The organism is Streptomyces sp. NPDC048415 (assembly GCF_040651675.1).
Taxonomy (GTDB): domain Bacteria; phylum Actinomycetota; class Actinomycetes; order Streptomycetales; family Streptomycetaceae; genus Streptomyces.
Window position 1 is genome coordinate 1 of record NZ_JBEZKJ010000110.1, and the last position, 24,591, is coordinate 24,591.

The following is a 24,591-nucleotide window of genomic DNA, read 5'->3' on the forward strand; positions in this document are numbered from 1 at the left end:
CGCATGGCCGGGGCTCCGCCCTCGACGCTCAATCCGAACACCGGCGCAGAGAAGTGGCTGGTCACCCGAACCCGGGAGCGACACAAGGCAGTTCAGCGACTGCTGGCCCGCGGATGGACGATCAGCGCCATCGCACGGGAGTTGGGCCTTGCCCGGCACACCGCGGAACGCTATGCACACTGCAAGAGCCTCGACGGCCTCATCGAAGGCGCCCTTCGCACCACACACCTGGACGACTACAAGCCTTACCTGATCCGGCGCTGGAACGAAGGGTGCACCGATGCCGCCCGTCTCTTCCGGGAGATCCAGGCTCAGGGCTACCCGGGACGAACCCCGCAAGCCGTGCGACGCTGTCTCCGGCCGCTTCGCACCGGCCTCGGCTCCATCCGGTCGCCGGCCCCGGTGCTCAAACCGCAGCAGATCACCAACTGGATCATGTGGAACCCCCAGCATCTGCGCGACGCCGAAGAACGCCAGCCGGGTGAAGTACTCAGCCGCTGCCCGGAGTTGACTGCCATCCGAGGCCACGTGCACGCCTTCGCACGCATGGTCTGCGACCTCGGTGGAAACAACCTGCCAGCCTGGAGGGACGCCGTCCACGCCGATGACCTACCCGCCCTGCACGCCTTCGCCGACGGTCTCCAGCGTGATCACCAGGCTGTCACCGCGGGCCTTACGCTGCCCTGGAACTCCGGCCCTGTCGAAGGCCACGTCAACCGGATCAAGATGCTGAAGCGACAGATGTATGGAAGAGCCGGATTCGCACTGCTTCGCAAACGAGTCCTCCTCTCCTGACTCCAACCACACTCCGTCACCCCGTCACGGAAATCTTGACTGAGCCCATCGAGAAACCGGCTTCGTCTTCGAAACAGAGCCAGGCCGCGAGCGCCGCTACGGCGCTTTCACGTGGGGCCAGGTCTCCTTCATCCAGCCGGTGACCGCTTCCTCGTTGCGCTCCAGCGCACGGCGGGCCGGGACCTGATGGCTGAAGCCGTGCCGATGCAGCATTTGCGCGATCGCCGACAGCGTCATGCTCTTGTGGAACCGGCGCCCGATCAGAGTCTTGATCCGCGCCAGCGTCCAGGTCTGGTCCGGCCAGCCGTGCGCCACCGGCCCCCGGGCCAATTCCTGCTCGAGTACCTCGAACAGTGCCTCACTCAGCCTGGGCCTGGACGCCGGCCCTTTCGACTCCAGGGCCGACGTGCCGCCGCGCTCCCACGCCTGATGCCAGCGTTGCACCGACCGCACGCTGACACATAACTGCCTGGCGACCACGGCATTGTCGTGTCCCAGAGTGAACAACTCGGCTGCCTGCATCCGGATGTGTCCACGAAACGCGCGTCGCTCCGCGGTCAGCCCTCCACCCTGCGGATACCTCATGCAACCGGCCTACCGCGACAATCACCACTTGTCAGCCACGACATCACGCCAACAAAGTCAGTAACTGGTTGCCGATGCGCTGCGGCTGACCGGTGCGGATCGCCTCGGGTAGCGGATGCGGATCGTCCAGGGACAGGCCGTGCAGGCAGTCGGCCTCCCCGGGGGAGATCGCGGCATCGGCGCCGGGCCGAGTGGGGTGACCAAGGCAGCGCGATCGGAGCCAGGCAGATCGAGCCATGACAGGGTGACCCCGGATCCGTGTGGCCATCGCCGGGTGGCGAATTGGGAGCCGTCTGCTGCTATGCAGCACACTCATGGGGCGGATCGTTCGGCTTGTCCGGCGATGCGCTGTGCGCTCCGCAGGGTGGCGGCGTCGATGAGCTTGCCGTCGTGGGTGGCGGCTCCGGCCCCGGACCGCGCGGCTTCCTCGTGCGCCGCGATCATGTTCCTGGCCGCGGCGACCTGGTCCGGGCTCGGGGCGTATTCCTCATTGGCGATGTCGGTCTGCGACGGATGTACGGCCACTTTCCCGTCGAAGCCGAGGGTCCGCGACATGACGCACTCACGCCGGTAGCCGTCTGGGTCGGCCAGGCCGGCGTAGGCGCCATCGACTGCCGCGATGCCTGCCGAGCGCGCGGCGATCACCATCGCGCTGCGCACGTAATGCCAGACATCTCCCGGATAAAGGTCACGGCGGTCGTTTCCCGCCGCGCGCAAGTCCACGCCTTGGGAGGCGGAGAAATCGCCGGGCCCGAAGGACAGGGCCTCGATCCGCCGGCTGCACCGAGCGATCGCGGGCAGCTCCGCCATCGCGGCGACGTCCTCGATCACCACCTCAATGCCGATCGGGCGGCTCAGGCCGGCCTGGTGTTCCAGCTCCGCCAGCGTAGTGGCGACCCACCACACCTGGCGCGGGCTTGTCACCTTGGGAATCACCACCAGGTCGAGGTGGCTCCCGGCGGCCGGGACGAGGGCCGCGAGATCGGCCAGAGACTGCCCTTGCCCCGGGGCATTGATCCGCACCGCGCGCGCCGGTCCTGCCCACTCGAGCCCGGTGAGTGCCGCGATCGCACCCTGGCGGGCCTCGGCCTTGCGGTCGGGGGTGACGGCGTCCTCCAGGTCGATGATGACAATGTCGGCCGGACTCTGCGCCGCCTTCTTGAGCATCTTCTCGCTGGTGGCCGGGGTGACCAGTTCGCTGCGCCGCAGCCTGGGCATCACGACTCCCCTCGCATCTGCGACAGGTTCGAGCGCCGGTAGCTCAGGATCACCTCGCCGGAGGTGTCGCGGCCCGTGGTGAGCCACTCGACCACTCCCCAGCCGGGACGCGACTGCGACGCCCTGGAGCCGAGGACCACGGAGGAGGCACGGACCGTGTCGCCGTCGTACATGTTCCGGTGGAAGGTCAGGTCCTCCACGGCGAGGAAGGGGCCTCCGGCTTCGGACAGATCTTCGACGGAAAGGCCGCCGACGGTCGTGTAGACAAGCATCGGGTTGATCGGAATCGCCGGGTGCCCGAGGCGGCGCGCATAGGTGACGTCGAAGTAGAGGGGGTTGAAGTGCATCATGCGGGTGCTGTAGGCGAGGCTCTCCGCCAGCAGCAGGGTTCGGCCCCAGTGATGCTCGAACTCCCGTTCCGTTGTGAAGTCCTCGAAATACAAACCACGCTGGCGTACGACTTTTTGCATCGTGTTCCACCCTCCCGGCGATTGACAACGTCCGGCCGGCTGCCAGTGGCCGCCGCCCGGTGACTGCCCGTTCGGCTCCGCCCCTCAGTGGGGCTTCGTGACCGGCACGCTAAACCTCTGAGGTTTCGGGGTCAAGCCCTTGCCTTCCGCATCGGCGGACCCTACGGTGCAAACCTCAGAGGTTTTGGGTCGGCATCGACCTGATGCCAGGAAGGGGTCTTCATGAGCACAGTCCTAAGCCCGGAACATCGTGAGCTGCAGGAGGCGGCGAGAGAGTTCGCCACCAAGGAGGTGGAGCCGATCGCGGGCCGCCTTGACCTGGAGGACTCGCGGATTCCTGACGAGCTCTACGAGAAGATGGCCAGGATCGGCTACTTCGGGATCTGTGCGCCGACCGAGTACGGCGGCCTGGGCATGGATGCCACGGCATTGTGCGTGGTGACCGAGGAACTGTGTCGGGCAAGCATGTCGGTCGGAAGCCTGATCCAGCGCAATGTCGTGTGCGCCGATCTGCTCGTCCGGCACGGGACGGACGAGCAGATCGAGCGGTACGTGGAGCGGCTGGTCACCGGTCAGATCCAGGCAGCCTCCGCGGGCACCGAGCCGGACGCCGGGTCCGACGCGGCCAACATCTCCACCAGGGCCGAGCGCCGCGGTGAGTCCTACCTGCTGACCGGCACGAAGCAATGGTGCACCAATGCCGACGTGGCCGAGGTCCTGTTCACCTATGTGCGGACCAGTAACGAGTCAAAGCACGGCGGCGTCAGCCTGCTCACCGTGGACAAGCCGAAGGGCGAGTTCCTGCCGCCGAAGCTGACCGGCACGCATCTGGCCACGTGCGGGTACCGCGGAATGTGGTCCTACCAGCTGTACTTCGACGAACTCGAGGTCCCGGCCGCGAACCTGGTCGGCGGCGTGGAAGGCAAGGCCTTCCAGCAGCTGATGGGCGGCTACGAAATCGCGAGGACCGGCTTCGCGTTCCGCTGCATCGGGCTGGCCCGCGCCGCCTACGAGGCGGCGCTCGCCTACAGCCGTGATCGCGTTCAGTTCGGCCGGCCGATCCAGGATTTCCAGGCCGTGCGGTTCAAGCTCGCCGACATGCGCACTCAGATCGAAGCAGCCCGCGCACTGGGATACCTGGCGGCGGCCAAGCTGGACGCCGGTGAGCGCGCCGATCTGGAGGCCGGCATGGCCAAACTGTTCGCCGCCGAGATGGCCCGGAAGGTCTGCTGGGACGCCCTCTACATTCATGGCGGCAACGGCTACGCCATCGACTCCCCGGTCAACAGGTATTGGCGGGACTCGGGCGGGCTGCCCATCGGCGAGGGGACCAGCGACATTCAGCGGGAGATCATCGCCCGCCGTATCACTGAGAGGAAGTGACGGAACAATGTCCTACACCAGCCCGGACAGCTACTGGGAAGATTTCACCGTCGGGACGCACTACGAGCACGTGCGCGGACGGACGGTCTCCAACGAGGACAACCTCGCCATCACCCACCTCACCCTGAACACCGCCCAGGGCCACTTCAACCTGGACTACATGCGCAGTGTGCTTGACGGCATGTTCCACGAGCGGCTCGTCATGGGCGGGGTCACCCTTTCGCTGGTCATCGGCCTGACATCTGAGGACATGAGCGAGAACGCCATCGCCGACGTCGGATTGACCGGCATCCGCATGCCGAACCCGGTCTACCGAGAAGAAACGCTGTACGCCACGAGCGAGGTCGTCGAGCTCCGCGAATCGGGGTCGCAGGACAGCGGCCTGATGACCTACCGATTCACCGGCCGGAAAGCAGACGGAACCGAGGTGTGCACCGGCCTGCGTACGGTCCTGCTCAAACGCCGGGCCTTCTGGGCCAAGGCCGACGGCAACCTCGAAGGGGGATCCGATGCCAGCAGCTCTTGAGGGTATTCGCGTGGTCGACGTGACCCAAGGGGTCGCGGGACCGCTCTGCACCAGACTGCTCGCCCAGATGGGCGCGGATGTGATCAAGGTCGAGCGGCCGGGCTCCGGTGACCCCGTCCGGCAGTGGGATGACATCGTCAACGGCATGTGTTCCGGGCACGCCTGGGTCAACCCCGGCAAGCGGAGCATGACGCTCGACCTCAAAAAGCCGGAGGGCATGGAAGTCCTGGGAAGGCTGCTGGAGGGGGCGGATGTATTCATCGAGAACTTCGTCCCGGGGACCATGGAGAGCTTCGGGCTCGACTTCGATGCCCTGCGAGAGGCGAACCCGAAGCTGGTCATCTGCAGAATCTCCGGATTCGGACAGGACGGGCCGTATCGCGACAGGCCGGCCCTCGACCTGATCATTCAGGGCGAGACGGGGCTGATCAGCACCAACGGGACACCGGAAGAACCGGCAAAGATTTCCGTCTCGCTCGGCGACATCTCCGGCTCCATGTACGGGGTGATTGCCATTCTGGAGTCTCTTTACCACCGCGAGCGCACAGGCGACGGGCAACTCATCGATCTGGCGCTGTTCGACGCCGTGATGTCCTGGACAGGCTACTTCCCGTTCGTGTGGTGGTACCGCCACACGAACCCCGAGCGGGTCGGGCTCAACCATCACACGATGTTCCCTTACGGCGCCTACGAATGCGCCGACGGGCGGAGTGTCATCGTGGCGGCAGGAGCCGGCAGCCGGGAACAGTGGCTGAAGTTCTGTACCGCCCTGCAGCATGTCGAACTGGTGGACGATCCGGCCTACGCCACCAACGGGTTGCGCATGCAGAACCGCGAGCAGCTCGACCCGATCGTCCGCAAGGCGATCAAGGCCATGCCCCTGGAATTCTGGCTGGAACGCTTCCTCGAAGTAGGGATCCCCTCGGGGGCGATGAACGACTTCGCCACGGCGATGGAGCACCCGCGCATGATCCATCGAGAGCTGGTACGTGAAGTCGACAGCGCGGTGGGCCCGGTCAAGGTCTTCGACTTCGCCCCTCAGATTTCGGGGCTGGATTCCGTGAACAAGCTGGGGCCGCCGCTCCTCGGTGAACACACCGACCAGATCCTCACCGAACTGGGATACGACCATACCGCGCTGACTTCGCTGCGCACTTCTCGCATCATTGGATAGCCATCCAGGTTGAGGCGGCAACGCCGAGCCCTTGTTATTCGGCGGTTGATGGCCGGCACTGGTTGTGTCCTTCCGCGTTGGCGGCGCGCCGCCGGGACGACTGTGAGGTCTCCCGCGGCGAGCCGCCAACGCGCACCGGTATCGGTGAAGATCCACCCACTGCGGTCGGCGTTGTGCTGTACGGGACGGCCTTCGGCTGTCTCCTGCGAGAGCCGTACGAGCAACGCGCAGCGGTAGTGGTGGAACAGGCCTTCCAGCCTCCCGGTGCTGGGCGCGCATGCCCGTAGCGCCCGAATCGCCGGAGGAGTTGCTTGCGCCAGTCCGCCAGAGGTGGATCGCACCAGCGTAGTGAGAAGCACGACGACCGTGCTTCCGGAAGGACAACCCATGCCCGAACACTCCCACCGCAGCCCCCTCGACGACCGCTACCTCGCCGAGTCCGGACAGTTCCCGCTGACCGGGATCCAGGCGCTGGCGCGCCTGCCGCTCGACGTACGGCGGGCCGACCGGCGTGCAGGTCTGAACACCGCCGCGTTCATTGCCGGATACGAGGGTTCCCCGCTCGCCGGCTACGACATGGAACTCGCCCGGAACCTCGCCTTGCTCGATGAGCACGACATCGTGTTCCGGCCTGCCGTGAACGAGGAGTTGGCCGCCACCGCTGTCCAAGGCACCCAACTGGCAACGGCGGCGAACGATGCGCGCTTCGCCGGGGTAACGGGGTACTGGTACGGCAAGTCGCCCGGACTGGACCGCGCCGCCGACGCGATCCGCCACGGGAATCTGATGGGCACCCACCCACTCGGTGGTGCGGTAGCGCTGGTCGGCGACGACCCGGCGGCGAAATCGTCAACGGTGCCAGGTTCCTCCGAGGGCCTGCTGGCCGACCTCGGCTTGCCCACGCTGTATCCGGCCGACTCCCAGGACGTCCTCGACCTCGGCATCCATGCGGTCGCTATGTCCCGGGCCTGCGGACTTTGGTCGGCACTCAAGATCGGCACGAACATCGCTGACGGGTCCGGCACTGTGGAGGTACACCCCGAGCGCGTCATACCCATCGTGCCGCGGCTGAAGATGGCAGGGAAACCATACCGGCACGAGGTGACGGCGAAGGTACTCCAACCAATCCTGGGCGAACTAGAGCGAAGCCGGGAAGGAATCCGGCTCGACATCGCTCTCGCCTACGCCCGCTCCAACGAGCTGAACAAGATCGTCCGGATGGGAGCCGGCGACCGGATCGGGATCATCGCGGCCGGCAAGACCTTCCTCGACGTGCGGCAGGCGTTGCGCATCGTGGGACTCGACGACGACGAACTCGCGCGGCGGGGCGTGCGCCTGCTGCAGCTGGGCATGATCCATCCCCTGGAGCCGGAGATCGTACGGAAGTTCGCGGCCGGGCTCACGGAGATCGTCGTCGTCGAGGACAAACGCCCGTTCCTGGAGACCGCGGTCAAAGCGTGCCTCTACGGCCGGCCGGACGCGCCGGTCATCAGCGGAAAGCACACGCCGGAGGGCACCGCGCTGTTGCCCTCCGCGGGGGAACTCGACCCCGGCCTCATCGCCACAGCCCTCGCCACCCGGTTCTCTCAGGCCGGGCACTTCCCCACGGTCGAGACGTGGCGCCAGGAACGGCAGCCACGCCGGATCGAATTGCCAGTGGTGACGCGCACGCCGTACTTCTGTTCCGGGTGCCCGCACAACAGCTCCACGAAGGTGCCCGAAGGCTCCCTGGTCGGCGGCGGCATCGGCTGCCACGGCATGGTGCTGACGATGGCGCCGGGGCAGGTCGGTGAGGTCACCGGGCTGACCCAGATGGGTGGCGAAGGCGCCCAGTGGATCGGCATGGCCCCGTTCCTGGGCCGCAACCATCTGGTGCAGAACCTCGGTGACGGGACCTATCACCACTCCGGAAGCCTCGCCATCCGCGCCGCCGTTGCGGCAGGCGTGAACATCACGTACAAGCTCCTGTACAACTCGGCCGTCGCGATGACGGGCGGACAGCAGCCCGCGGGCGCGTTGAGCGTGCCTCAGATAGTCACGTCGCTGTCCGCCGAAGGCGTGAAGCGCACCATCATCACCACCGAGAACCCCCGCGCCTACGGCAAGGTGAAGCTGCCCCGCACCGTCGAGGTGTGGCCGCGCCACCGCCTGCTCGAAGCGCAGGAAACGCTTGCGAAGGTCGACGGGGTCACGGTCCTGCTCCACGACCAGGAGTGCGCCGCCGAACTCCGTCGCAAACGTAAGCGGGGCCTGGCCCCCGACCCCGTCAAGCGGGTCGTCATCAACGAGCGGCTGTGCGAGGGTTGCGGCGACTGCGGTCGAAAATCGAACTGTCTGTCGGTGCACCCGACAACAACCGAGTTCGGACGCAAGACCCGCATTGATCAGTCTTCGTGCAACAAGGACTACTCCTGCCTGCAGGGCGACTGTCCGGCGTTCCTGACCGTGGTTCCCGGGGACGTGAAGGCACGGCGTCCCCACATCCCATCGCTCGAGGACGACGCGCTCCCCAAACCCCGGATCCTGGATGTGGCCCAGCACACGACGCGCATCGCCGGTGTCGGCGGCACGGGGGTGGTCACGCTGGCACAGGTGCTCAGCACCGCGGCCTCGCTGGCCGGTCGGCACGTGCGAACACTCGACCAGACCGGTCTGGCGCAGAAAGGAGGCTCCGTGGTCTCCGACATCAAGGTCACGGCCGGGCCGATCGAGCAGGCCGGCAAGGCGGCCGAGAGCGAGGCGGATCTCTACCTCGGCTGCGACCTGCTCGTCGCGGCCGACCCGCGCCATCTCATGACCGCCGACCCGCGCCGCACCGTCGCGGTCGTGTCCACCAGTGAAGTCCCCACCGGAGCCATGGTCACCGACCCGCGAGTGTCCTTCCCGGACAGTACAGATCTGGTAGGCCGGATCAACGAGACCACCGCCGCTACCGACAACGTGTTCCTCGATGCGCGCAGGCTCGCCGTCGACCTCTTCGGCGACGACCAGGTCACCAACCTCCTCCTCGCCGGCGCGGCCTGTCAGGCCGGGAAACTGCCGATTTCAGCCGAGTTCATCGAGGAAGCCATCCGGCTGAACGGCGCGCGGGTAGAGGCGAACATCCAGGCATTCCGCCGCGGGCGGCAGGCGGTCGCCGACCCGGCGGGCCTCGCCAAGGCGATCCAGCGGACGTCCGGCGGAAAGGCGGCACAGCGCCCGATGCCAGCTGGAACGGACGAATTGACCGCTATCGTGCGGGCCCCGCAGGGCTCTGAACTGGCCCGGTTGATCGAGATCCGCGTCCCCGACCTGATCTCTTACCAGAGTAAGGCGTATGCCCGTGCCTACGCCCAGGTGGTCGAGCGGGTGCGCGACGTCGAGGACGACCGCGTACCCGGGTCCACCCAGTTCGCCGAAGCCGTGGCCCGGTACCTGTACAAGCTGATGGCCTACAAGGACGAGTACGAGGTGGCTCGCCTCGCGCTGGAGCCCTCGCTGCGCGCCGACATCCGCACCGAATTCGGTGAGCATGCACGGGTTTCGTACCAGCTGCACCCACCGATATTGCGCGCACTCGGCATGCACTCGAAGGTTTCCCTCGGCCGCTGGTTTGTCCCCGCCTTCGCGGTCCTCGCCCGGATGCGTCACCTTCGCGGCACCCGGCTCGACCCATTTGGCTACGCCAAGGTACGGCGGCTAGAGCGTGAACTCATCTCCGAATACCGCGAGGTCGTCGCCAGCCTACTCGACACCCTCAACCCCGGAAATCATGCTCTTGCAGTAGACATTGCATCCCTGCCCGATGAGATCCGCGGCTATGAGCAAATCAAAATGGACAATGTCTCCCGGTACCGCCACCGTCTCACTGAACTTCGCCGGCAACTCACTGAGCCCGGCTCCACCGGCTTGATTGTGGTGTGATCGGTTCCGGGTCGTGCAGGGCGTGTCGGGGCTGAGGTGCGGATTCGGGCGTGGGGTGGCTGCTGGTCCGCCCAGCCTTGCCACTTTTCAGCAGGTCTCGGGCCCTTTCGGGCAGGTCGGTCAGGGAGTGTCAGAGGGCTGGTGGCGCGTCACCGGCTACTACAAGTACCGCGAGCGCAGCTACTTGCTGCAGGAGACGGGCCGACTCCATTGAGGAACAGGCCAACGCCCTCACCTTGGGCGTCGGAGAGTATGCCGGTCTTAGGGCTCGCAGAAAATCAAGGTGTTGCTTCCGGTGGTTTGGCTCGTGGACGTGGTATGCGCATACCGCAGGAGATTCGGGATCAACTCACCTTGAAATTCGAAGTGTTGCTCCCACATCTGGACGAGCGGCAGCAGCGTCTGCTGATGGGAGCCGAGGCCCGTCTTCTGGGCCACGGTGGGATCCGGGCCGTTGCTCGGGCAGCCGAGGCCAGCGAGACGACGGTCCGGAAGGGGGTGGATGAGCTGGAGTCGGGAGGAGAGCCGCCGGGGCGGGTCGCCGACCAGGCGGCGGCCGGAAGAAGGCCGCCGACCTGGATGCAGGGCTGCGGCCCGCGCTGCTGGCCCTGGTCGAGCCGGACATGCGCGGAGACCCGATGTCGCCGCTGCGCTGGACGACCAAGTCGACCCGGAACCTGGCCGGCGAGCTGACTCGCCAGGGACACAAGGTCAGTGCCGACACGGTCGGTTACCTGCTTCGGGAGGAAGGCTTCAGTCTGCAGGCCAACTCCAAGACCATCGAGGGCAAGCAGCACCCGGACCGGGACGCCCAGTTCCGCTACATCAACGAGCAGGCCAAGGACCACATCGACGCTGGGGACCCGGTGGTCAGCGTGGACAGCAAGAAGAAGGAACTGGTCGGCGAGTACAAGAACGCGGGGCGTGAGTGGCAGCCCACGGGCGACCCGGTGCAGGTCAAGACGCATGACTTCCTGGACCGGGAGGGGCCCGGCAAGGCGATCCCATACGGGATCTACGACATCGCGGCGAACACCGGATGGGTCAGCGTCGGCACCGACCACGACACCGCTGCCTTCGCGGTCGCCTCTCTCCGCCGCTGGTGGCACGCCTGCGGCCGCCACAACTATCCCAGGGCCGCGCGGCTGCTGATCACCGCCGATGCCGGAGGTTCCAACGGCTACCGCACCCGAGCGTGGATGACCGAACTTGCCTCTCTGGCCGCCGAGTCGGGCCTTGATATCACGGTGTGTCACCTACCTCCGGGCACGTCGAAGTGGAATCGGATTGAGCACCGACTCTTCTGCCACATCTCCATGAACTGGCGCGGCAGGCCCCTGACCAGCCACGAGGTCATCGTGCAGTCCATCGCAGCGACCACCACCCGCACCGGACTGACGGTCCGCGCCGAACTCAACACCGGCGCCTACCCCACCGGCGTGAAAGTCGACGACGCCCAGGTCGACGCGCTGACGATGACCCGCCACCGCTTCCACGGTGACTGGAACTACACCCCCCACGCCCAGCAGCGCGGCCCCACGGCCACAAGCACTCCACACGGCGCGGAACCCCGGCAAGGGGACCCCCGGCAGCACGCCCGGCTCACCGACCCGGAACTCACCGGCATCACCCGCCCACAACTGGACACCCTGATCAGCAAGTTGGCGCCAATCCAGGCAGCCCGGCGGGAAGAACAGCGCCGCCACCGACGCGGCCGCGAACGGCAACGAGCCCCCGGCGCCGGCCCCCGGCAGGCGTTCACCGACCCCGACCGGATCCTGGCCACCCTCCTCTACCAGCGCGGCTGCTTCACCCACGCCCTCCTCGGCGCACTCTTCGGGGCCAGCTCGCAGACCATCACCCGCACGATCCAGGAGACCCAACCCCTCCTGGACCAGCACGGATGCACCGCCCCCGCTCCACAGCACGATTCACCACCCCTGCAGACGTGACCGCTTACATCGACGCCTACGGCTCCGAACCCCCGAACAACATCAAACACGCATGTTGATTCTCTGCGAGCCTTTACGTGGGCTGGTACCGGCACATGACACTCGCCATCCTCGCGCACGCATTCCTCGCCGTCCTGGCCAGCCAGCAACGGGAAAGGGGGGCGTTGGGCGGGACATACCGGACCTCGTGGACCTCACACCGGCCGAGATTCGGCGTCTGCTGGCAGTTAGACCCCGCCACCGTGCTCCGGAGCGCGACCACGCGATGACGTGGTCCCACTGGCGTCGCGGCCACCAAGCACGCGTCCGTCGTTGCCACTACAAGCACCGCGGCCACGCGTTCGTGCGACGGCCCGGCAAAGACCGTCCCACCCCCGTTCCAGCCCGCCGCACTCCCCACTCCCAAGCTGTTGACCATCGCTAATGAAGAAGTCCGGCTGCAACACTAGAAGCCTTTGCGCACGCCTCCGTCGATCGACAGCATCACACCCGTGAGGTACGACGCGGCCGGCGACAAGAGGAAGGCGGCGCTGCGGCCGAACTCGTCCGGGGTTCCGTAGCGGCGCAGGGGGACGCGGGCGGTCGCACGCTCGCGGGTCGCGTCGGGATCGCCGGACCGGGCTTCGAGTTCGCGTGCCCGGTCGGTTTCGATGTGGGCGGGCACGAGGCCGACGACCCGGATGCCCCTTGGGCCCAGCTCGTTCGCGAGGTTCTTCGCGTAACCGGCCAGGCCCGGCCGCAAGGCATTGGAGATCGCGAGGCCGGGAATAGGCTCGTACACGGAGCTGGAGAGGACGAAGCCGATGGCGCCTCCCTCGTCCAGCTCCGCCGCGACGGCGCGGGAGAGCCGCACCGCACCGAGGAAGACCGACTCGAAGGCGGCGCGCCACTGGTCGTCGTCGATGGTGTCCGACGTGCCTGCCGGGGGCCCGCCGACGCTGATGAGCACCCCGTCCAGCCGCTTGAAGGCATTGCGGGCCGCGGCGATCAGTCGGTCCGGAGTCGCGGTGTCGGCGTTGTCGGCCACGACGCCGACCGCCTGCCCCGGGCCGAGCTCCGCCTCGGCGGCGGCCACCGACTTCTCGCTGCGGCCGCTGATGACCACCCTCGCACCGTCCGCCACCAGTTCACGCGCGGCGGCCATGCCCAGCCCGCGGGTGCCACCGGTGACGATGTACACCCGGTCCTTCAGTCCGAGGTCCATGATTTCTGTCCCTTCTCCGGGCGGGCGGGCCGCACTGCCTACAACATCGCCTTCTGAGGCTCCGTGGGCACAACGATGACCGTGGTGGTGCCGGCGGTCAGGGCCGCCTTGAACTCCCGCTCCAGGTCCTCGCTGGTCTCCACGTCGACCGCACGGCATCCGAAGCCGCGGGCCACGGAGGCGATGTCGAGCCCGGGCAGGTCGAGTCCCGGAACGCCCGGCGTTTCCTCGAGTACCGCGAACGACTTGAGGATGGAGTACTCCTGGTTGCGCATGACCACATACACGATCGGGAGGTTGTGCTGGGCCGCCGTATAGATGGCCTGCACGGAGTACTGGAAGGAGCCGTCGCCGATCAGGCCGATCACCGGCCGTTCGACGCCCCTGTCCCGGTCGCCGAGCGCGACGCCCACCGCCGCCGGGGTGCCCCAGCCGATGCCTCCGCTGGCCGTGGCGAAGAACGATCCGGTCCTGACCGTGGGAAGCCACTCGATCTGCTGCGCCATCGTGGAGGTCGATTCGTTGACGATGACCGCGTCGGGCGGCCGAACCTTGCTGAGGGTGGCGTAGACCTCCGGTGGGGTGAGCGGGCTGTTCGGCACCTGCGGCAGCTCGCGGGGGCGCGGCATCGGCTCCGGAGCGGTCCGCGCGGATCCCTCCGTGACCATGTCCAGGAGCAGCTCGATCGCCAACTTGGGATCGCCCAGGAGGCTGTCGCCTACACGCGCCGCCGCAGCAACGCCCGGATTACCGGTGATCTGCAGCAGCTCGGTGCCGTCGGGCAGGTAGTCGCCGGGCACGTAGGGGTAGTAGCGGAACACCTCCGCGCCGATCACGACCACCAGGTCGTGCCCGGTCAGCCGGTCGCTGATGGTCTTCACCGACATGCCGAGTGGACCGCCGAAGAGGGGGTGGTCCTCGGGGAAGGAGGCGCGGTCCAGCAGCGGGGCGCCGTAGACGGAAGCGCGCAGCTTTTCCGCCAGTGCGACGGACGCGTCCCAGCCGCCGCTGCGGTCGACCTCTGGTCCGAAGACCAGCGCGGGCCGACGGCTTGCGGAGATGCGATCGGCGAATCCGCGCAGTCGCTCGGTGTCGGGGGCGACGCGGTCGCTCACCGTCCGCACCCGGGTAAAACCGGACAGGGGCCGCTTCCAGTCGTCCATGGGAATCGACAGGTAGACCGGCCCTGCCGGCGGCTGCAACGCCTCCGCGTAGGCCCGCATGAAGGCCTCGGGGACGTCTTCGGCGCGGGCCGGTTCGTAGGACCATTTCACCCACGGCTTCGGCAGTGTGGTGGCCTCCCGGTTGCCGAGATACGGATCCCCGATCACCAGTTCCCGGTGCTGCTGTCCCGAGGTGATGATCAGGGGCGTGTTTCCGTGGTAGGCCGCCACCAGGTTGCCCACGGCGTTGCCCACCCCGGCCGAGGAGTGCAGGTTGACCAGTGCGGGGCGGCGGGTCACCTGGGCGAAGGTGTCGGCCATCGCCATGACGGAGGCCTCCTGCAGCGCCAGGACGTAGGTGAAGTCCTCGGGGAAATCCTGCAGAAACGTCTGCTCGGTGGAGCCGGGATTACCGAAGACCGTGGTGAGTTTCAGGGTCCGCAGCAGGTCGTAGGTGACGCTACGGACGGTGGATTGCTCAGTCATGGTTGCCATCGACTTTCTTGCTTGGGGTGGGGGCGTCGGGTTAACGGCCCTTCCTCGCGTCGTGGGACGTCAGAACCGGGGCGACGATCTGATCCTGCTCGACAAAGGCGTCTTCGTCGCGAAATGCGGTCCGTTCGGTGACGACACGTACGACGGCTGCCACAGCCAGTGGCGCGTTGGGCGCCACAGGGTGGCGAGTTCCATGGCTCGCTTCAGGGCCTGGGCCGGTTCGGCGAGGTGGCTTACCCAGGCCGAACCGCTCGGCGCGCTCGGCGGGCCGGGCATCGCCGGTGAGCAGGCGTTTCACGGCGAGGTTACGAGGGATCGGGTGGTCATGCGACGAGCGCGAGGCGGCCTGCGAAGGCTCGTTTGGGGTCATAGAGGGTGCGGTTTTGGCAGGTCGTGGTGGAGGCAGCCGAGGAGCTAGTTGAACAGGTTCCGCAGGGCGGCGAAGTCCCACATGTAGCCGGTGGCGGGCAGGCGCCGGTTCTTGACGGTGCGGGCGACTGCGGCCGGAGGCGCGGGTCACCGGGGCGGCGCAGGCGTATGCCTTGATGGCCTTGGCCTTGGCCTTGGCCTTGGCGAAGCGGGTGCGATCGTCGCCGATCTCGGCAAGGACCCTGGCGCCGGGCAGGACCGACAGGCCGGGCAGATGTGTGATGGCATCGCCGAGGTCGTTGCTGCTGTTGCGGGCGGCGTCGAGCTGCTGCAGGGGGCAACTGCCGCATCTGTTCCGAGCGGAAGACCTCCCGCAGACGCTCGACCTGCTTGTCGACCAACCGGCGAAGGCGCCCCGCCCGGTTGAGCAGCGCCCGCAGCTGGCTTCGGGTGAGTTTGGCCGCGGCGGTAGGGGTCGGCGCTGGGGTGAGCACGGCACGGGCGTGGGCGGAGTCCAGGCCGAGAGATACGCCCGGCGGCCTGCAGCGACGACTTATCGAGCGGCCCAGGATCGTCCGCCGATGGCGCTGGAGACCTTCGGTACGCTTCCCGGCGGCGAGCATCCGCGGCGCGGGGTGACGGCCACGTGCAAGCCCTCCTCGGCTCCGGCTCGAAAGCCTGGCGAGAGGATGCATACCGACTGCAGATCCTCGACCAGGGGCCGCTCGTCCACGCCTCGGTAGAGCGACTGGATCGAAGTCGGGCAGGCCGATGATCTCCAGGGTATGGCTGCTGGGGCACGGACGAAGGCCGTCGAGGGTTCTAAGCTTGAATTCCAAGATCACTCGCTCGGGAAGCGCCCCGTCAGGTTGGTGCGGGTCTGTTGATACGGGCTAGGCCGACCCGCTTCATCTCCCGGTAGTCGTGGTCGATGCGCCAGCGGAGTTGGCCAGGCGGACCAGGGTCGTCAGTGGAGTGCCGACGGGCATGTCGTACAGCCAGAGCTGGACCGGCTCGCTCTCGCTCTCGGGCCACTCGGCCAGCACACCGGCAGCCCCGCACCGTCGGTGGCCTGCCGGATCTCGCGCACCGGCGTGCCGGACCCGCAGGGCCACGAACCGGGAGTACATCCGCTTATGCCGGGCCGGGCGCCGAGTCGACCGGCGATCGTTGCGAAGGGCTCCACCTCAGCCTCGTGCACTTACCGACAAGCGTGTCGGCGGCGTAGTTGCCGCCGCGCGCGTTGGGGTTAGCGTTGGTGGGGAGGAGGTTGTGCTCTGACCTCCCCCCAATTGAGCAGGGGTGACGTCGCTCGTCGTACTCGTGCTGGGACACCAAGACGCGGACGTGGCAGCCACTCCGAGAGATTAGGTCTTACGCGGGGACATGCTCCTGGCCGGTCGCGAGGAGCAGACACACACGCTGAGCCGGGATGGGGGTACTCATTGAGTGACGTGGGGCCGCACCCGATGGGGCATGCACACGACTTGGTCGTGGGGGCTCGGTGCGTTCACGTCCTCGACCGGCGGTTGCGCGTGAACGCCGCGACGCAAGCGGTGCTTCAATCGGCGTCGGATCCGATCAACGGGCTCAGCCTGAGCGAAGTGTACAACTTTGAGGAACCCGAACGCCAGGAAGCAGCCTTCCGGCGAGTCCTGGACAGCGGTGCTCCGATGGTTGATCGGTTGATACGCGGCTCGCTGAAACCTGGCCGGGAGTTCGAGCGCAGCTTCCTGGTGTCCGCCTTCTGCCTTCGCGATCTGCGCGGCGGGGTTCTGGGGCTGGTTGCGGTCGTCGCCGACGCGACCGAGCAGGAGGCCAACCGCCGTCGCACCGCCATCCTGTCACGGGTCCGGGAAGCCGTGGGGCACACGCTGGACGTGACCTCCACGTGCCGGGAATTGGCCCATGTCCTGGTGCCCGATTTTGCGGACGTAGCGGTCGTCGACATAGTAGAGGCGATCGTGCGGGGCAAGGAACCTCCGACGCCCGCGTCTGTTTCGCGTGTGCCGCTGTGCCGCGCCGCTTCAGCAGGTGATCTTGGCAGTGGTAAGACTCGCGCTGAGGGCGAGTTGTACATCGTCGGGGACCGCACACCGTTGGCCCTGCCGCTGGCAGACCTGCGGCCGCGCCTCGTTATGGCGGGCGACTCCGGTCACTGGCTTCACGCCGACCCCGAGTTCAGGCACTTCATGCGTGATGCCGGCTCCCACAGTCTCCTCATGGTGCCGCTGGTGCTGCGCGGAACCGTGCTGGGCTTGCTCAGTCTTTTCCGCTGCGATAACACCATTAGGTTTGACGAAAATGACCTAGCCCTGGCTGCGGACCTCGCCAGACATGCCGCGCTCTGCCTGGACAACGCCCGCCGGTACGCCCGCGAGCGTGCCACGGCCGCTACGGTGCAGCGGCGCCTGCTGCCCCCACGCCCCGTAGCCCATACCGGGCTGGATACCGCCTATGCCTACCTGCCCGGTCGCCGCACGAGGGGCAGCTGGTTCGATATGATGCCGCTCTCCAGTTCACGCAGCCTGCTGGTGATCGGCCAGGTGGGCGGCGAAGGAATTCACGCCGCCATCGCTATGGGACAGCTGCGCACCGCCATCCAGGCGCTGGCCGCCCTCGACCTCGAAGCCGACGAGCTGCTGGCCCGCCTCAACGACACCTTCCTGCAACTGGTCGAGGAACACCGGGCATCGCCCAACGTCGACCCAGCACACGGCGAATCATTGACGGCCACCTACTCCTACGCTGTCTACGACCCTGTCTCGTGTACTTGCGTCGCGGGCCGCGCCGGATACCCAAGCATGCTCCTTGTCAACCCTGACGGGAGCATCAGCCCGATGGAACTCCCCGACGGGCCGCTCCTGGGCAGCGTGGACGCAGCACCCTTTGCCGCGACCACGCTCGACATAAACGAAGGCAGCATCCTCGTTCTCGCCACACCCACCTTGCTCCATGCCGTGGGTCCCAAGCACCTTCAGCAGCTCCTCTCCAGTAGCGGAGCCTCGATGCAGGAGGTCTGCGACAGCGTCGTCTACGCTTCCGGCCGCGGCGGAGAGCCTCCAGAGGGCGACGACATCCTCGTTCTGGCCCGCACCTACGCGCTTCCCCTCGGCCGCACGGCGGTCTGGAGCATCGAGCCCGACCACGAGGCACCTGCATCGGCCCGCGCCCTGACACGGGGCTGGCTCTCACAGCACGAGATGTCGGAGGAAGTCATCTTCTGTGCTGAGGTTGTCGTCAGCGAGCTGGTCACCAACGCCATCCGTTACGGCCACCCGCCGCTGAACCTACGTGTGATTCTGGACCGCACACTGACCGTGGAGGTCAGCGATGCGAGCGCCACCAGCCCGCACCTTCGACATGCCCGCGCCACCGACGAAGGCGGCCGCGGTCTGTTCATCATCGCCCAACTGGCCGATCGCTGGGGCACGCGGCAGACACCCGAAGGCAAGACCATATGGGTGGAGCTGCGAACCGGTACGGTTGCAGAGAGCTGAGAGGTTTTCGGCACTCACAGCCGCGTGCTTGTCGCGTGATTCGACGGAGGGCGCGAGATCGTATTGAGGGGCGGGGGAGATCCCAGTGTTCACGTCACGAACCTTGGTGGTATGAACCTACCCGCCCACCTCGCTCGCCTGGTGCACATCAATGCGTTGGCCTGCGACTTCCGGCGAGTCGTCGACTACCGCGTCCGTCTGCACGAGGCTCGGCTGCTGACCAGTTATCTCGCTGCCCCCGGCCCCACGCTGTCGCCTGCGAAGGTACGGGCAGCGTCCGTCACCGCACTCGTGAACCCGTAGACGGCGAAGAGGATGCCGAAGGCGCCGACGGTGGACGGAGACTACGCCGATGACGACGGCCAGCAGGCCGCGCCAGACGAGTGCGTTGGGCGAACTGAACATGGTGACCTTCCGCATACGAGGGTGCCGCCTCGTTCCTGACACGAAGCGGGAATGCACAGTGCTGGGCGCGACCTCGCCCGAGGCCATGGTGTTCGCCATGAACGCTGAAGTCGCGGCTCCCAATTGCGATCCGTCATCCGACGCTTCCGCTACTTCACCCTCAACCTGGTCACGACCGGCGAGGGTGCGACGAGACTGAGCGGAGCGTTCGGATCACCACTCAGGCGTATGGGGGCGTCAAGGGGGAAAGGCTTTGAAGTCCGTGAACGCGGTTTGGTTGGCGGTGCGGCGCCTTGTCGTGTCGGAGGACTCCGCGGTGCCCCGGCGCAGTTTGCCGTGGAGCCGGTCGGCTTCGCAGGCGGTGTTCCAGACCAGGTCGGCCAGTTCGCCCAGCGCACTGCCGCGCTCTTGGCGCTGGCGGGTAAGGAGCCGGTAGCCATCCGTGCCGAGGGCAGCCCGGAGCGCCTCGGCACCCGGCTCCGGGGGGGGGGGGGGGGCCGCCGGCCCCCCCCCCCCCCCGACCGTCACGGCAACCTCCGGGGTGGGCGGCCCGGCCCGGCAACCTGGTCAGGCCTCCCTCACTCATGTGAGTGACCGGCCTCCCCGAGTTGCCCCCTCAGCCGCGCCCCGCCCCCATGGCGGTCCCGGAACACCCATGCGGCCTGGCATCCTTGGTGGAGTACGCGGAGTACCGACGTGCGGTACACCCCCTCCGCACGATCTTCTGTACGTTTCTTCGTGACCGTCCGACGCCGAACCAGGAGCCCCGGCCACGTGAGCCACGTGAGCAGCCACTCACCGCACGGCCAGTCGCCGCTGCGCACCGTCCAGGTGCTCGGCGGCGGGAGCGCGGGCAGCAGCGCCCATGTGCGGTCGCTGGCCGCCGGGCTTGTGGCCCGGGGTGTGCGGGTCACCGTGTGCGCCCCCGCCGAGGCGGATCGCGCGTACGGCTTCAGCGGTGTGGGCGCGCAGCACGTTGCGGTGGCGCGCAGCGGCGACCCCGCTTCGGTGGCCGCACTGCGGGTGGCCTGCGCGGACGCCGACCTGGTGCACGCGCACGGGCTGCACGCCGCCCTGCGGGCCGCGCTCGCGCTCAGCGGGCGGCGCGTACCGCTCGTCGTCACCTGGCACACGCGCTCGCACGCCGAGGGCGCACGGGCCCATCTGCTGCGCCTGCTCGAGCGGCGGGTCGCCAAGGCCGCCGCCGTCGTCCTCGGTACGTCCTCGGACCTGGTGCACCGGGCGCGCAGCAGAGGAGCGCGGGACGCGCGGCTCGCCGCCGTGGCCTTCCCCGCGCCGCGCACGCCCGTCGAACACGGCGACCCCGACCGGTCACGCCACAAGGCGCGGGCCGAACTCGGCGCGACCGACCGCCCGTTGCTCATGGCCGTCGGCTCGCTCGACCGGCACCGCGGCTACGACACCCTTCTGAACGCCGCGCGCGCGTGGCGGGACATCGATCCCGTGCCGCTGCTCGTCATCGCGGGGGAGGGGCCGCTGCGGACGGTTCTGCAGCGCCGTATCGAGGACGAAGGCCTGCCGGTTCGGCTCGTCGGGCGGCGCGAGGACATCACCGAGCTGCTGGCGGCCGCCGATATCGCGCTGCTGCCCAGCAGTTGGGAATCCCGTTCCGTTCTCGCGCAGGAGGCCCTCCACGCGCGTGTGCCGCTCGTCGCGACCGCTGTGGGCGGTATCCCCGAGTTGGTCGGCGACGCGGCCGACCTCGTCCCGTACGGTGACGCGGACGCCCTCGCCGATGCCGTCGTACGTCTCCTCGGGGATCCCGCGCGCCGGGAGCTGCTCAGGGAGAAGGGCGCCCAACAGGCCGCCACCTGGCCGACCGAGGACGAGACGGTCGCCCAAGTGCTCAGCGTCTACGACGAGTTGACTCAGCCAAGGCCCCTCGCCTAGAGCTACGGCACATGCCTGCGCGCCCGCAGCGCCAGGCTCAACGCCAGTACCGTCTGCGGGTCGTCCAGGTCCACGCCCAGCAACTCGCCGATCCTGCCGAGGCGGTTGTAGAGGGTCTGCCGGTTCAGGTGCAGCTCGCGGGCCGTCTCCGCCTTGCGGCCCGCGTGGGCCAAGTACGTCTCCAGGGTGGGCAGGAGCGGCGGCTTGGAGCGGTGGTCGTGGTCGCGGAGAGGGCCGATCGCGCGGTCCACGAAGGCCGCCAGGTCCGGGTGGTCGCGCAGCCGCCAGAGCAGCAGGTCGATGTCCAGGCGGCGGGCGTCGTACCAGGGGCGGTCCGACAGGCCCTGCGCGGCCGTCGCCGTCTCCGCCGCGTGCCGCAGGCCCGCCGAGGCCGCCGCCCAGCCGCCCGCGACGCCGACCACCACCACCGGCGGCTGCGCGCCGGGCCGTTGCATGCCCGCGCGCTCCACGCCGGCCCGCAGTGCCGCCGCGACCCGGTCCGCCACGGCCGAGCGCTCGGACTCCGAGCGCAGGCCCAGGAGGAGGGGGACGCGGCCTTCGACGGGACGTACGCCGAGCAGGACCGGGACTCCGACCGAGGCCAGTTCCTCGGCGACCGCGCGCGCCAGGACCGCCCAGCCGCCGCCGGGGGCGAGGCCGTCGGCGAGTCGCATCACGACCGGCAGGAGCGGGCTGTTGCCGGGCTTGAAGCCGAGCACGCGGGCCTGGGCGGGGGCATCCTCGGCCTCGATGCGGCCCTCCGCGAGGTCGGTGAGGAAGTCGCCGCGCCCGCGCGCCGCGAGCTCCTCCTCCTGACGTGCCTGCATCAGGACGACCGCCAGGATGCCCGCGGCCCGCTCCGCCGCGATCCGGTGCACCGGGGCGACCGGGGCGCTGACGGGCAGCAGAACCAGTCGGGCCCGCACGGAACCCGTGCCGGGACCGCCTCCGGGCACGTCCACGAGGGTCGTCCCGGCGGGTGGCTGCTCCTTGTGCTGGCCGCGCAGCCCCTCCCACACCTGGAGCGGGTCGGCGCCCGCGGAGCCGGCACCGGCGGCGTACAGGAGCTGTCCGTCCGCCGTCTCCAGGAAGACGGGGTTGCCGCTGAAGTCGGCGAGAATGCGGAGGACTTGGGGAACACCGCCGCCGCCAAGGAGCGCCTCGGTACATCGCCTGTGGACCTCCTCGGCCTGCTGGAGCAGCGCGTAGTGGCCGTTGACGATCTCGGTGTGGACCTCCTCCGTGACCGTCACGAAGGGCACCTCGCGGTGCAGCTGGACCAGCGGGAGACCGGCGGTGCGTGCCGTCTCCACGAGGGCGGCGGGCAGCCGGGCGAAGCGCGGGCCCAGCTCCACGACGAGGGCCGCGATGCCGCGCTCGGCCAGGGTGCGGACGAAGGCGCGCTGGTCGGCGGGGCGGGTGCCCAGGCCGTACCCCGTGGTCAGGAGCAGTTCGCCGCCCTTGAGCAGCGAGGCGATGTTCGGGACCTCGCCCGCGTGCACCCAGCGCACGGTGCGCTGCAGCCGGTCGGCGCCCGCGAGGATCTCCGGGAGCCCGCTGCGCAGCCCGGGCAGTTCGAGGGCCCGCTGCACGGTGATTCCGGCGCCTTGGGTGTCGTAACGGCTGTCCATGCAGCGGACGCTACCCGCGGACAGGTTCCGGGGGCATCTCCGAGCGATTACGGGCGCTCTCCCAGGCGGCATGCACGCGACAAAGCGTCGCCCCTGCGACGGGATTGCGCGACCTCGTGTCTGTTGTGGCGTGGGTCACTGTGCCGCCAAACTGTCGCATCCGTAAGAGAACCACCAATGGATCTTCGGATTTCGTTGCGTAGGTTCACAGAGAGGGGCGGGAATGACAGAAACACCCACGCGAGAGGTGCATCGCCTCAAAGCGAATTCCGTAGGTCTGGTCGGTGTCGTGTTCATGGCGGTCGCCACGGCGGCGCCGATCACCGCGATGACCGGCAACCTCCCCATCGCGGTCGGCTTCGGCAACGGCACGGGCGCGCCCGCGGGCTACATCTTCGCCACCGCCGTGCTGACTGTCTTCTCCGTCGGCTATGTCGCGATGGCCAAGCGGATCACGGCCGCGGGCGCCTTCTACGGCTATATCTCGCACGGCCTGGGCCGGATCGCCGGGATGGCCTCCGGCATGCTCGCCGTGATGGCGTACATCGTCTTCGAGGCGTCCATCGTCGGTGTCTTCTCGTACTTCGCGAGGACCACCGTCGACGATCAGCTGGGCGTCGACCTGCCGTGGATCCTCTACGCGGCCGTCATGCTCGCCGTCACGGCCGTCCTGTCGTACTTCGACATCAATCTCACCGCGAAGGCGCTCGGCGTGATGCTGGTCGCCGAGATCGCCGTGCTGTTCGCGGTCGCCACGGCCGTACTGATCCACGGCGGCGGCCCGGACGGCATCCCGCTGGAGCCCGTCAACCCGAAGAACGCCTTCACCGGCACCTCGGCCGGGCTCGGGCTCTTCTTCGCCTTCTGGTCGTGGGTCGGCTTCGAGTCGACCGCGATGTACGGCGAGGAGTCACGCGATCCCAAGCGCGTGATCCCGCGCGCGACCCTGATCTCGGTCGTCGGCGTGGGTCTCTTCTACATCTACGTCTCCTGGATGACGATCGCCGGCAACGGTCTGCAGGGCTCGGTGAAGGTCTCCTCCGGTACGAGCCCACTCGACCTGTTCTTCGACCCGGCGCACACCTTCATCGGCGGTTGGGCGGTCGACGCCTTCCAATGGCTGCTGATCACCGGCTCGTTCGCGTGCGGGATGGCCTTCCACCAGTGCGCGTCACGCTACTTGTACGCGATCGGGCGTGAGGGCTTCCTGCACCCGGCCCTCGGCCGCACCCACCCGAAGCACGGCTCCCCCCACCTCGCCTCGTTCACGCAGTCGGTCATCGCGGTCGCGCTCGTGGCCGCCTTCTGGCTGACCGGGCAGGACCCGTACGTCCACCTCTACACGCTGCTCGCGATCCTCGGCACGATGGCGATCCTCATCGTGCAGACACTCTGCTCGTTCGCGGTCATCGGCTACTTCCGCAAGCACCACCCCGAGGACCGGCACTGGTTCAAGACCTTCACCGCGCCCCTGATCGGCGGCATCGGCATGGTCGCGGTGGTCGTGCTGCTGGTGCTGAACCTGGACACCGCGGCGGGCACAGCGGCGGGCTCGCTCCTGTTCAAGGCCATCCCGTGGATCGTCGGCCTCGTCTTCTTCGGCGGCCTCGGCCTCGGCTTCTACCTCAAGGCACGACACCCCGAGCGCTACGACATCATCGGCCGGATCGTCCTGGAGGACGCCGGCGAGCGCACGGAGGACGACCTCGCCCAAGCTTCCGCCACCGTCCGAGGATGAGGAGCAGCACTGTGTCCCGTACGAACACGATGCGCGTCCTGCGCGACCTTGCCGCCGACCACGCCGCCGCTCACCGGCTGGGCGTGCCCGTGGAGGAGGCCCGGCTGCGCCGCCGCTCCCTCCTGAAGGGCGCGGCGGCCCTCGCGGCGACCACGGGCGTCACGGCGGC

The 24,591-nt window shown here is 68.2% G+C and carries 16 protein-coding genes and 1 pseudogene; 10 read left to right on the forward strand and 7 right to left on the reverse strand.

Features of this window, described 5'->3' with window-relative positions:
- Nucleotides 1-795: helix-turn-helix domain-containing protein (locus tag AB0D27_RS39315; protein ID WP_362518706.1), on the forward strand; the 795-nt coding region annotated here is incomplete at its 5' end.
- A 96-nt stretch (nt 796-891) separates the two neighbouring features.
- On the opposite strand, the gene AB0D27_RS39320 is transcribed toward AB0D27_RS39315, so the two are convergent.
- From AB0D27_RS39320 to AB0D27_RS39330, 3 genes are all read right to left on the reverse strand, one after another.
- A complete protein-coding gene (locus AB0D27_RS39320; RefSeq protein ID WP_362518709.1) occupies nt 892-1,380 on the reverse strand; it encodes a winged helix-turn-helix domain-containing protein in 489 nt (162 codons plus the stop codon).
- A gap of 312 nt (nt 1,381-1,692) precedes the next feature.
- On the reverse strand, nt 1,693-2,598 hold the full coding sequence (locus tag AB0D27_RS39325) for a CoA ester lyase (RefSeq protein ID WP_362518712.1): 906 nt from the start codon (nt 2,596-2,598) through the stop codon (nt 1,693-1,695).
- Nucleotides 2,598-3,068, reverse strand: coding sequence for a MaoC family dehydratase (locus AB0D27_RS39330; protein ID WP_362518715.1), 471 nt, complete (start codon nt 3,066-3,068; stop codon nt 2,598-2,600). Before AB0D27_RS39330 ends, AB0D27_RS39325 begins: the two co-directional genes overlap by 1 nt.
- Nucleotides 3,069-3,290: 222 nt before the next feature.
- Between AB0D27_RS39330 and AB0D27_RS39335 the strand changes: the two genes are divergently transcribed.
- From AB0D27_RS39335 to AB0D27_RS39355, 5 genes and pseudogenes are all read left to right on the forward strand, one after another.
- Nucleotides 3,291-4,451, forward strand: a complete 1,161-nt coding sequence (locus AB0D27_RS39335) for an acyl-CoA dehydrogenase family protein (RefSeq protein WP_362518718.1) — start codon at nt 3,291-3,293, stop codon at nt 4,449-4,451.
- A 7-nt stretch (nt 4,452-4,458) separates the two neighbouring features.
- The gene (locus AB0D27_RS39340) at nt 4,459-4,977 is read left to right on the forward strand and encodes a MaoC family dehydratase (protein ID WP_362518720.1); all 519 of its coding nucleotides are present in this window, start codon (nt 4,459-4,461) and stop codon (nt 4,975-4,977) included.
- On the forward strand, nt 4,961-6,151 hold the full coding sequence (locus AB0D27_RS39345) for a CaiB/BaiF CoA-transferase family protein (protein ID WP_362518723.1): 1,191 nt from the start codon (nt 4,961-4,963) through the stop codon (nt 6,149-6,151). Before AB0D27_RS39340 ends, AB0D27_RS39345 begins: the two co-directional genes overlap by 17 nt.
- A gap of 387 nt (nt 6,152-6,538) precedes the next feature.
- Nucleotides 6,539-10,054, forward strand: a complete 3,516-nt coding sequence (locus AB0D27_RS39350; protein ID WP_362518726.1) for an indolepyruvate ferredoxin oxidoreductase family protein — start codon at nt 6,539-6,541, stop codon at nt 10,052-10,054.
- Nucleotides 10,055-10,372: 318 nt separating this feature from the next.
- A pseudogene (locus tag AB0D27_RS39355) lies at nt 10,373-12,065 on the forward strand (ISAzo13 family transposase).
- 386 nt (nt 12,066-12,451) lie between these two features.
- Here AB0D27_RS39355 and AB0D27_RS39360 read toward each other — a convergent pair.
- Genes AB0D27_RS39360 through AB0D27_RS39370 form a run of 3 tightly spaced genes read right to left on the reverse strand, consistent with a single transcriptional unit; the run spans nt 12,452 to nt 15,736 of the window.
- The gene (locus tag AB0D27_RS39360; protein ID WP_362518729.1) at nt 12,452-13,210 is read right to left on the reverse strand and encodes an SDR family oxidoreductase; all 759 of its coding nucleotides are present in this window, start codon (nt 13,208-13,210) and stop codon (nt 12,452-12,454) included.
- 38 nt (nt 13,211-13,248) lie between these two features.
- Nucleotides 13,249-14,859: a benzoylformate decarboxylase gene (gene mdlC, locus AB0D27_RS39365; protein ID WP_362518731.1), complete on the reverse strand. Its 1,611-nt coding sequence runs from the start codon at nt 14,857-14,859 to the stop codon at nt 13,249-13,251.
- A 40-nt stretch (nt 14,860-14,899) separates the two neighbouring features.
- Nucleotides 14,900-15,736 (reverse strand): transposase, encoded by an 837-nt coding sequence (locus tag AB0D27_RS39370; protein ID WP_362518734.1) that lies wholly within the window; start codon nt 15,734-15,736, stop codon nt 14,900-14,902.
- A gap of 970 nt (nt 15,737-16,706) precedes the next feature.
- Here AB0D27_RS39370 and AB0D27_RS39375 point away from each other — a divergent pair.
- The 3 genes from AB0D27_RS39375 (at nt 16,707) to AB0D27_RS39385 (ending at nt 21,053) form a co-directional block, all read left to right on the forward strand.
- Nucleotides 16,707-18,737 carry a SpoIIE family protein phosphatase gene (locus AB0D27_RS39375; protein WP_362518737.1) on the forward strand — a complete coding sequence of 677 codons (2,031 nt, stop codon included), beginning with the start codon at nt 16,707-16,709 and terminating at the stop codon, nt 18,735-18,737.
- A 111-nt stretch (nt 18,738-18,848) separates the two neighbouring features.
- Nucleotides 18,849-19,040, forward strand: a complete 192-nt coding sequence (locus tag AB0D27_RS39380) for a hypothetical protein (RefSeq protein ID WP_362518739.1) — start codon at nt 18,849-18,851, stop codon at nt 19,038-19,040.
- Between the two features lie 876 nt (nt 19,041-19,916).
- Entirely contained in the window at nt 19,917-21,053 is a 1,137-nt protein-coding gene (locus tag AB0D27_RS39385; RefSeq protein ID WP_362518742.1) for a glycosyltransferase family 4 protein, read from the forward strand.
- Between the two features lie 2 nt (nt 21,054-21,055).
- On the opposite strand, the gene AB0D27_RS39390 is transcribed toward AB0D27_RS39385, so the two are convergent.
- Nucleotides 21,056-22,684: a PucR family transcriptional regulator gene (locus AB0D27_RS39390; protein ID WP_362518744.1), complete on the reverse strand. Its 1,629-nt coding sequence runs from the start codon at nt 22,682-22,684 to the stop codon at nt 21,056-21,058.
- A gap of 223 nt (nt 22,685-22,907) precedes the next feature.
- Between AB0D27_RS39390 and AB0D27_RS39395 the strand changes: the two genes are divergently transcribed.
- The gene (locus AB0D27_RS39395) at nt 22,908-24,422 is read left to right on the forward strand and encodes an APC family permease (protein ID WP_362518747.1); all 1,515 of its coding nucleotides are present in this window, start codon (nt 22,908-22,910) and stop codon (nt 24,420-24,422) included.
- The last annotated feature ends 169 nt before the right edge of the window (nt 24,423-24,591 follow it).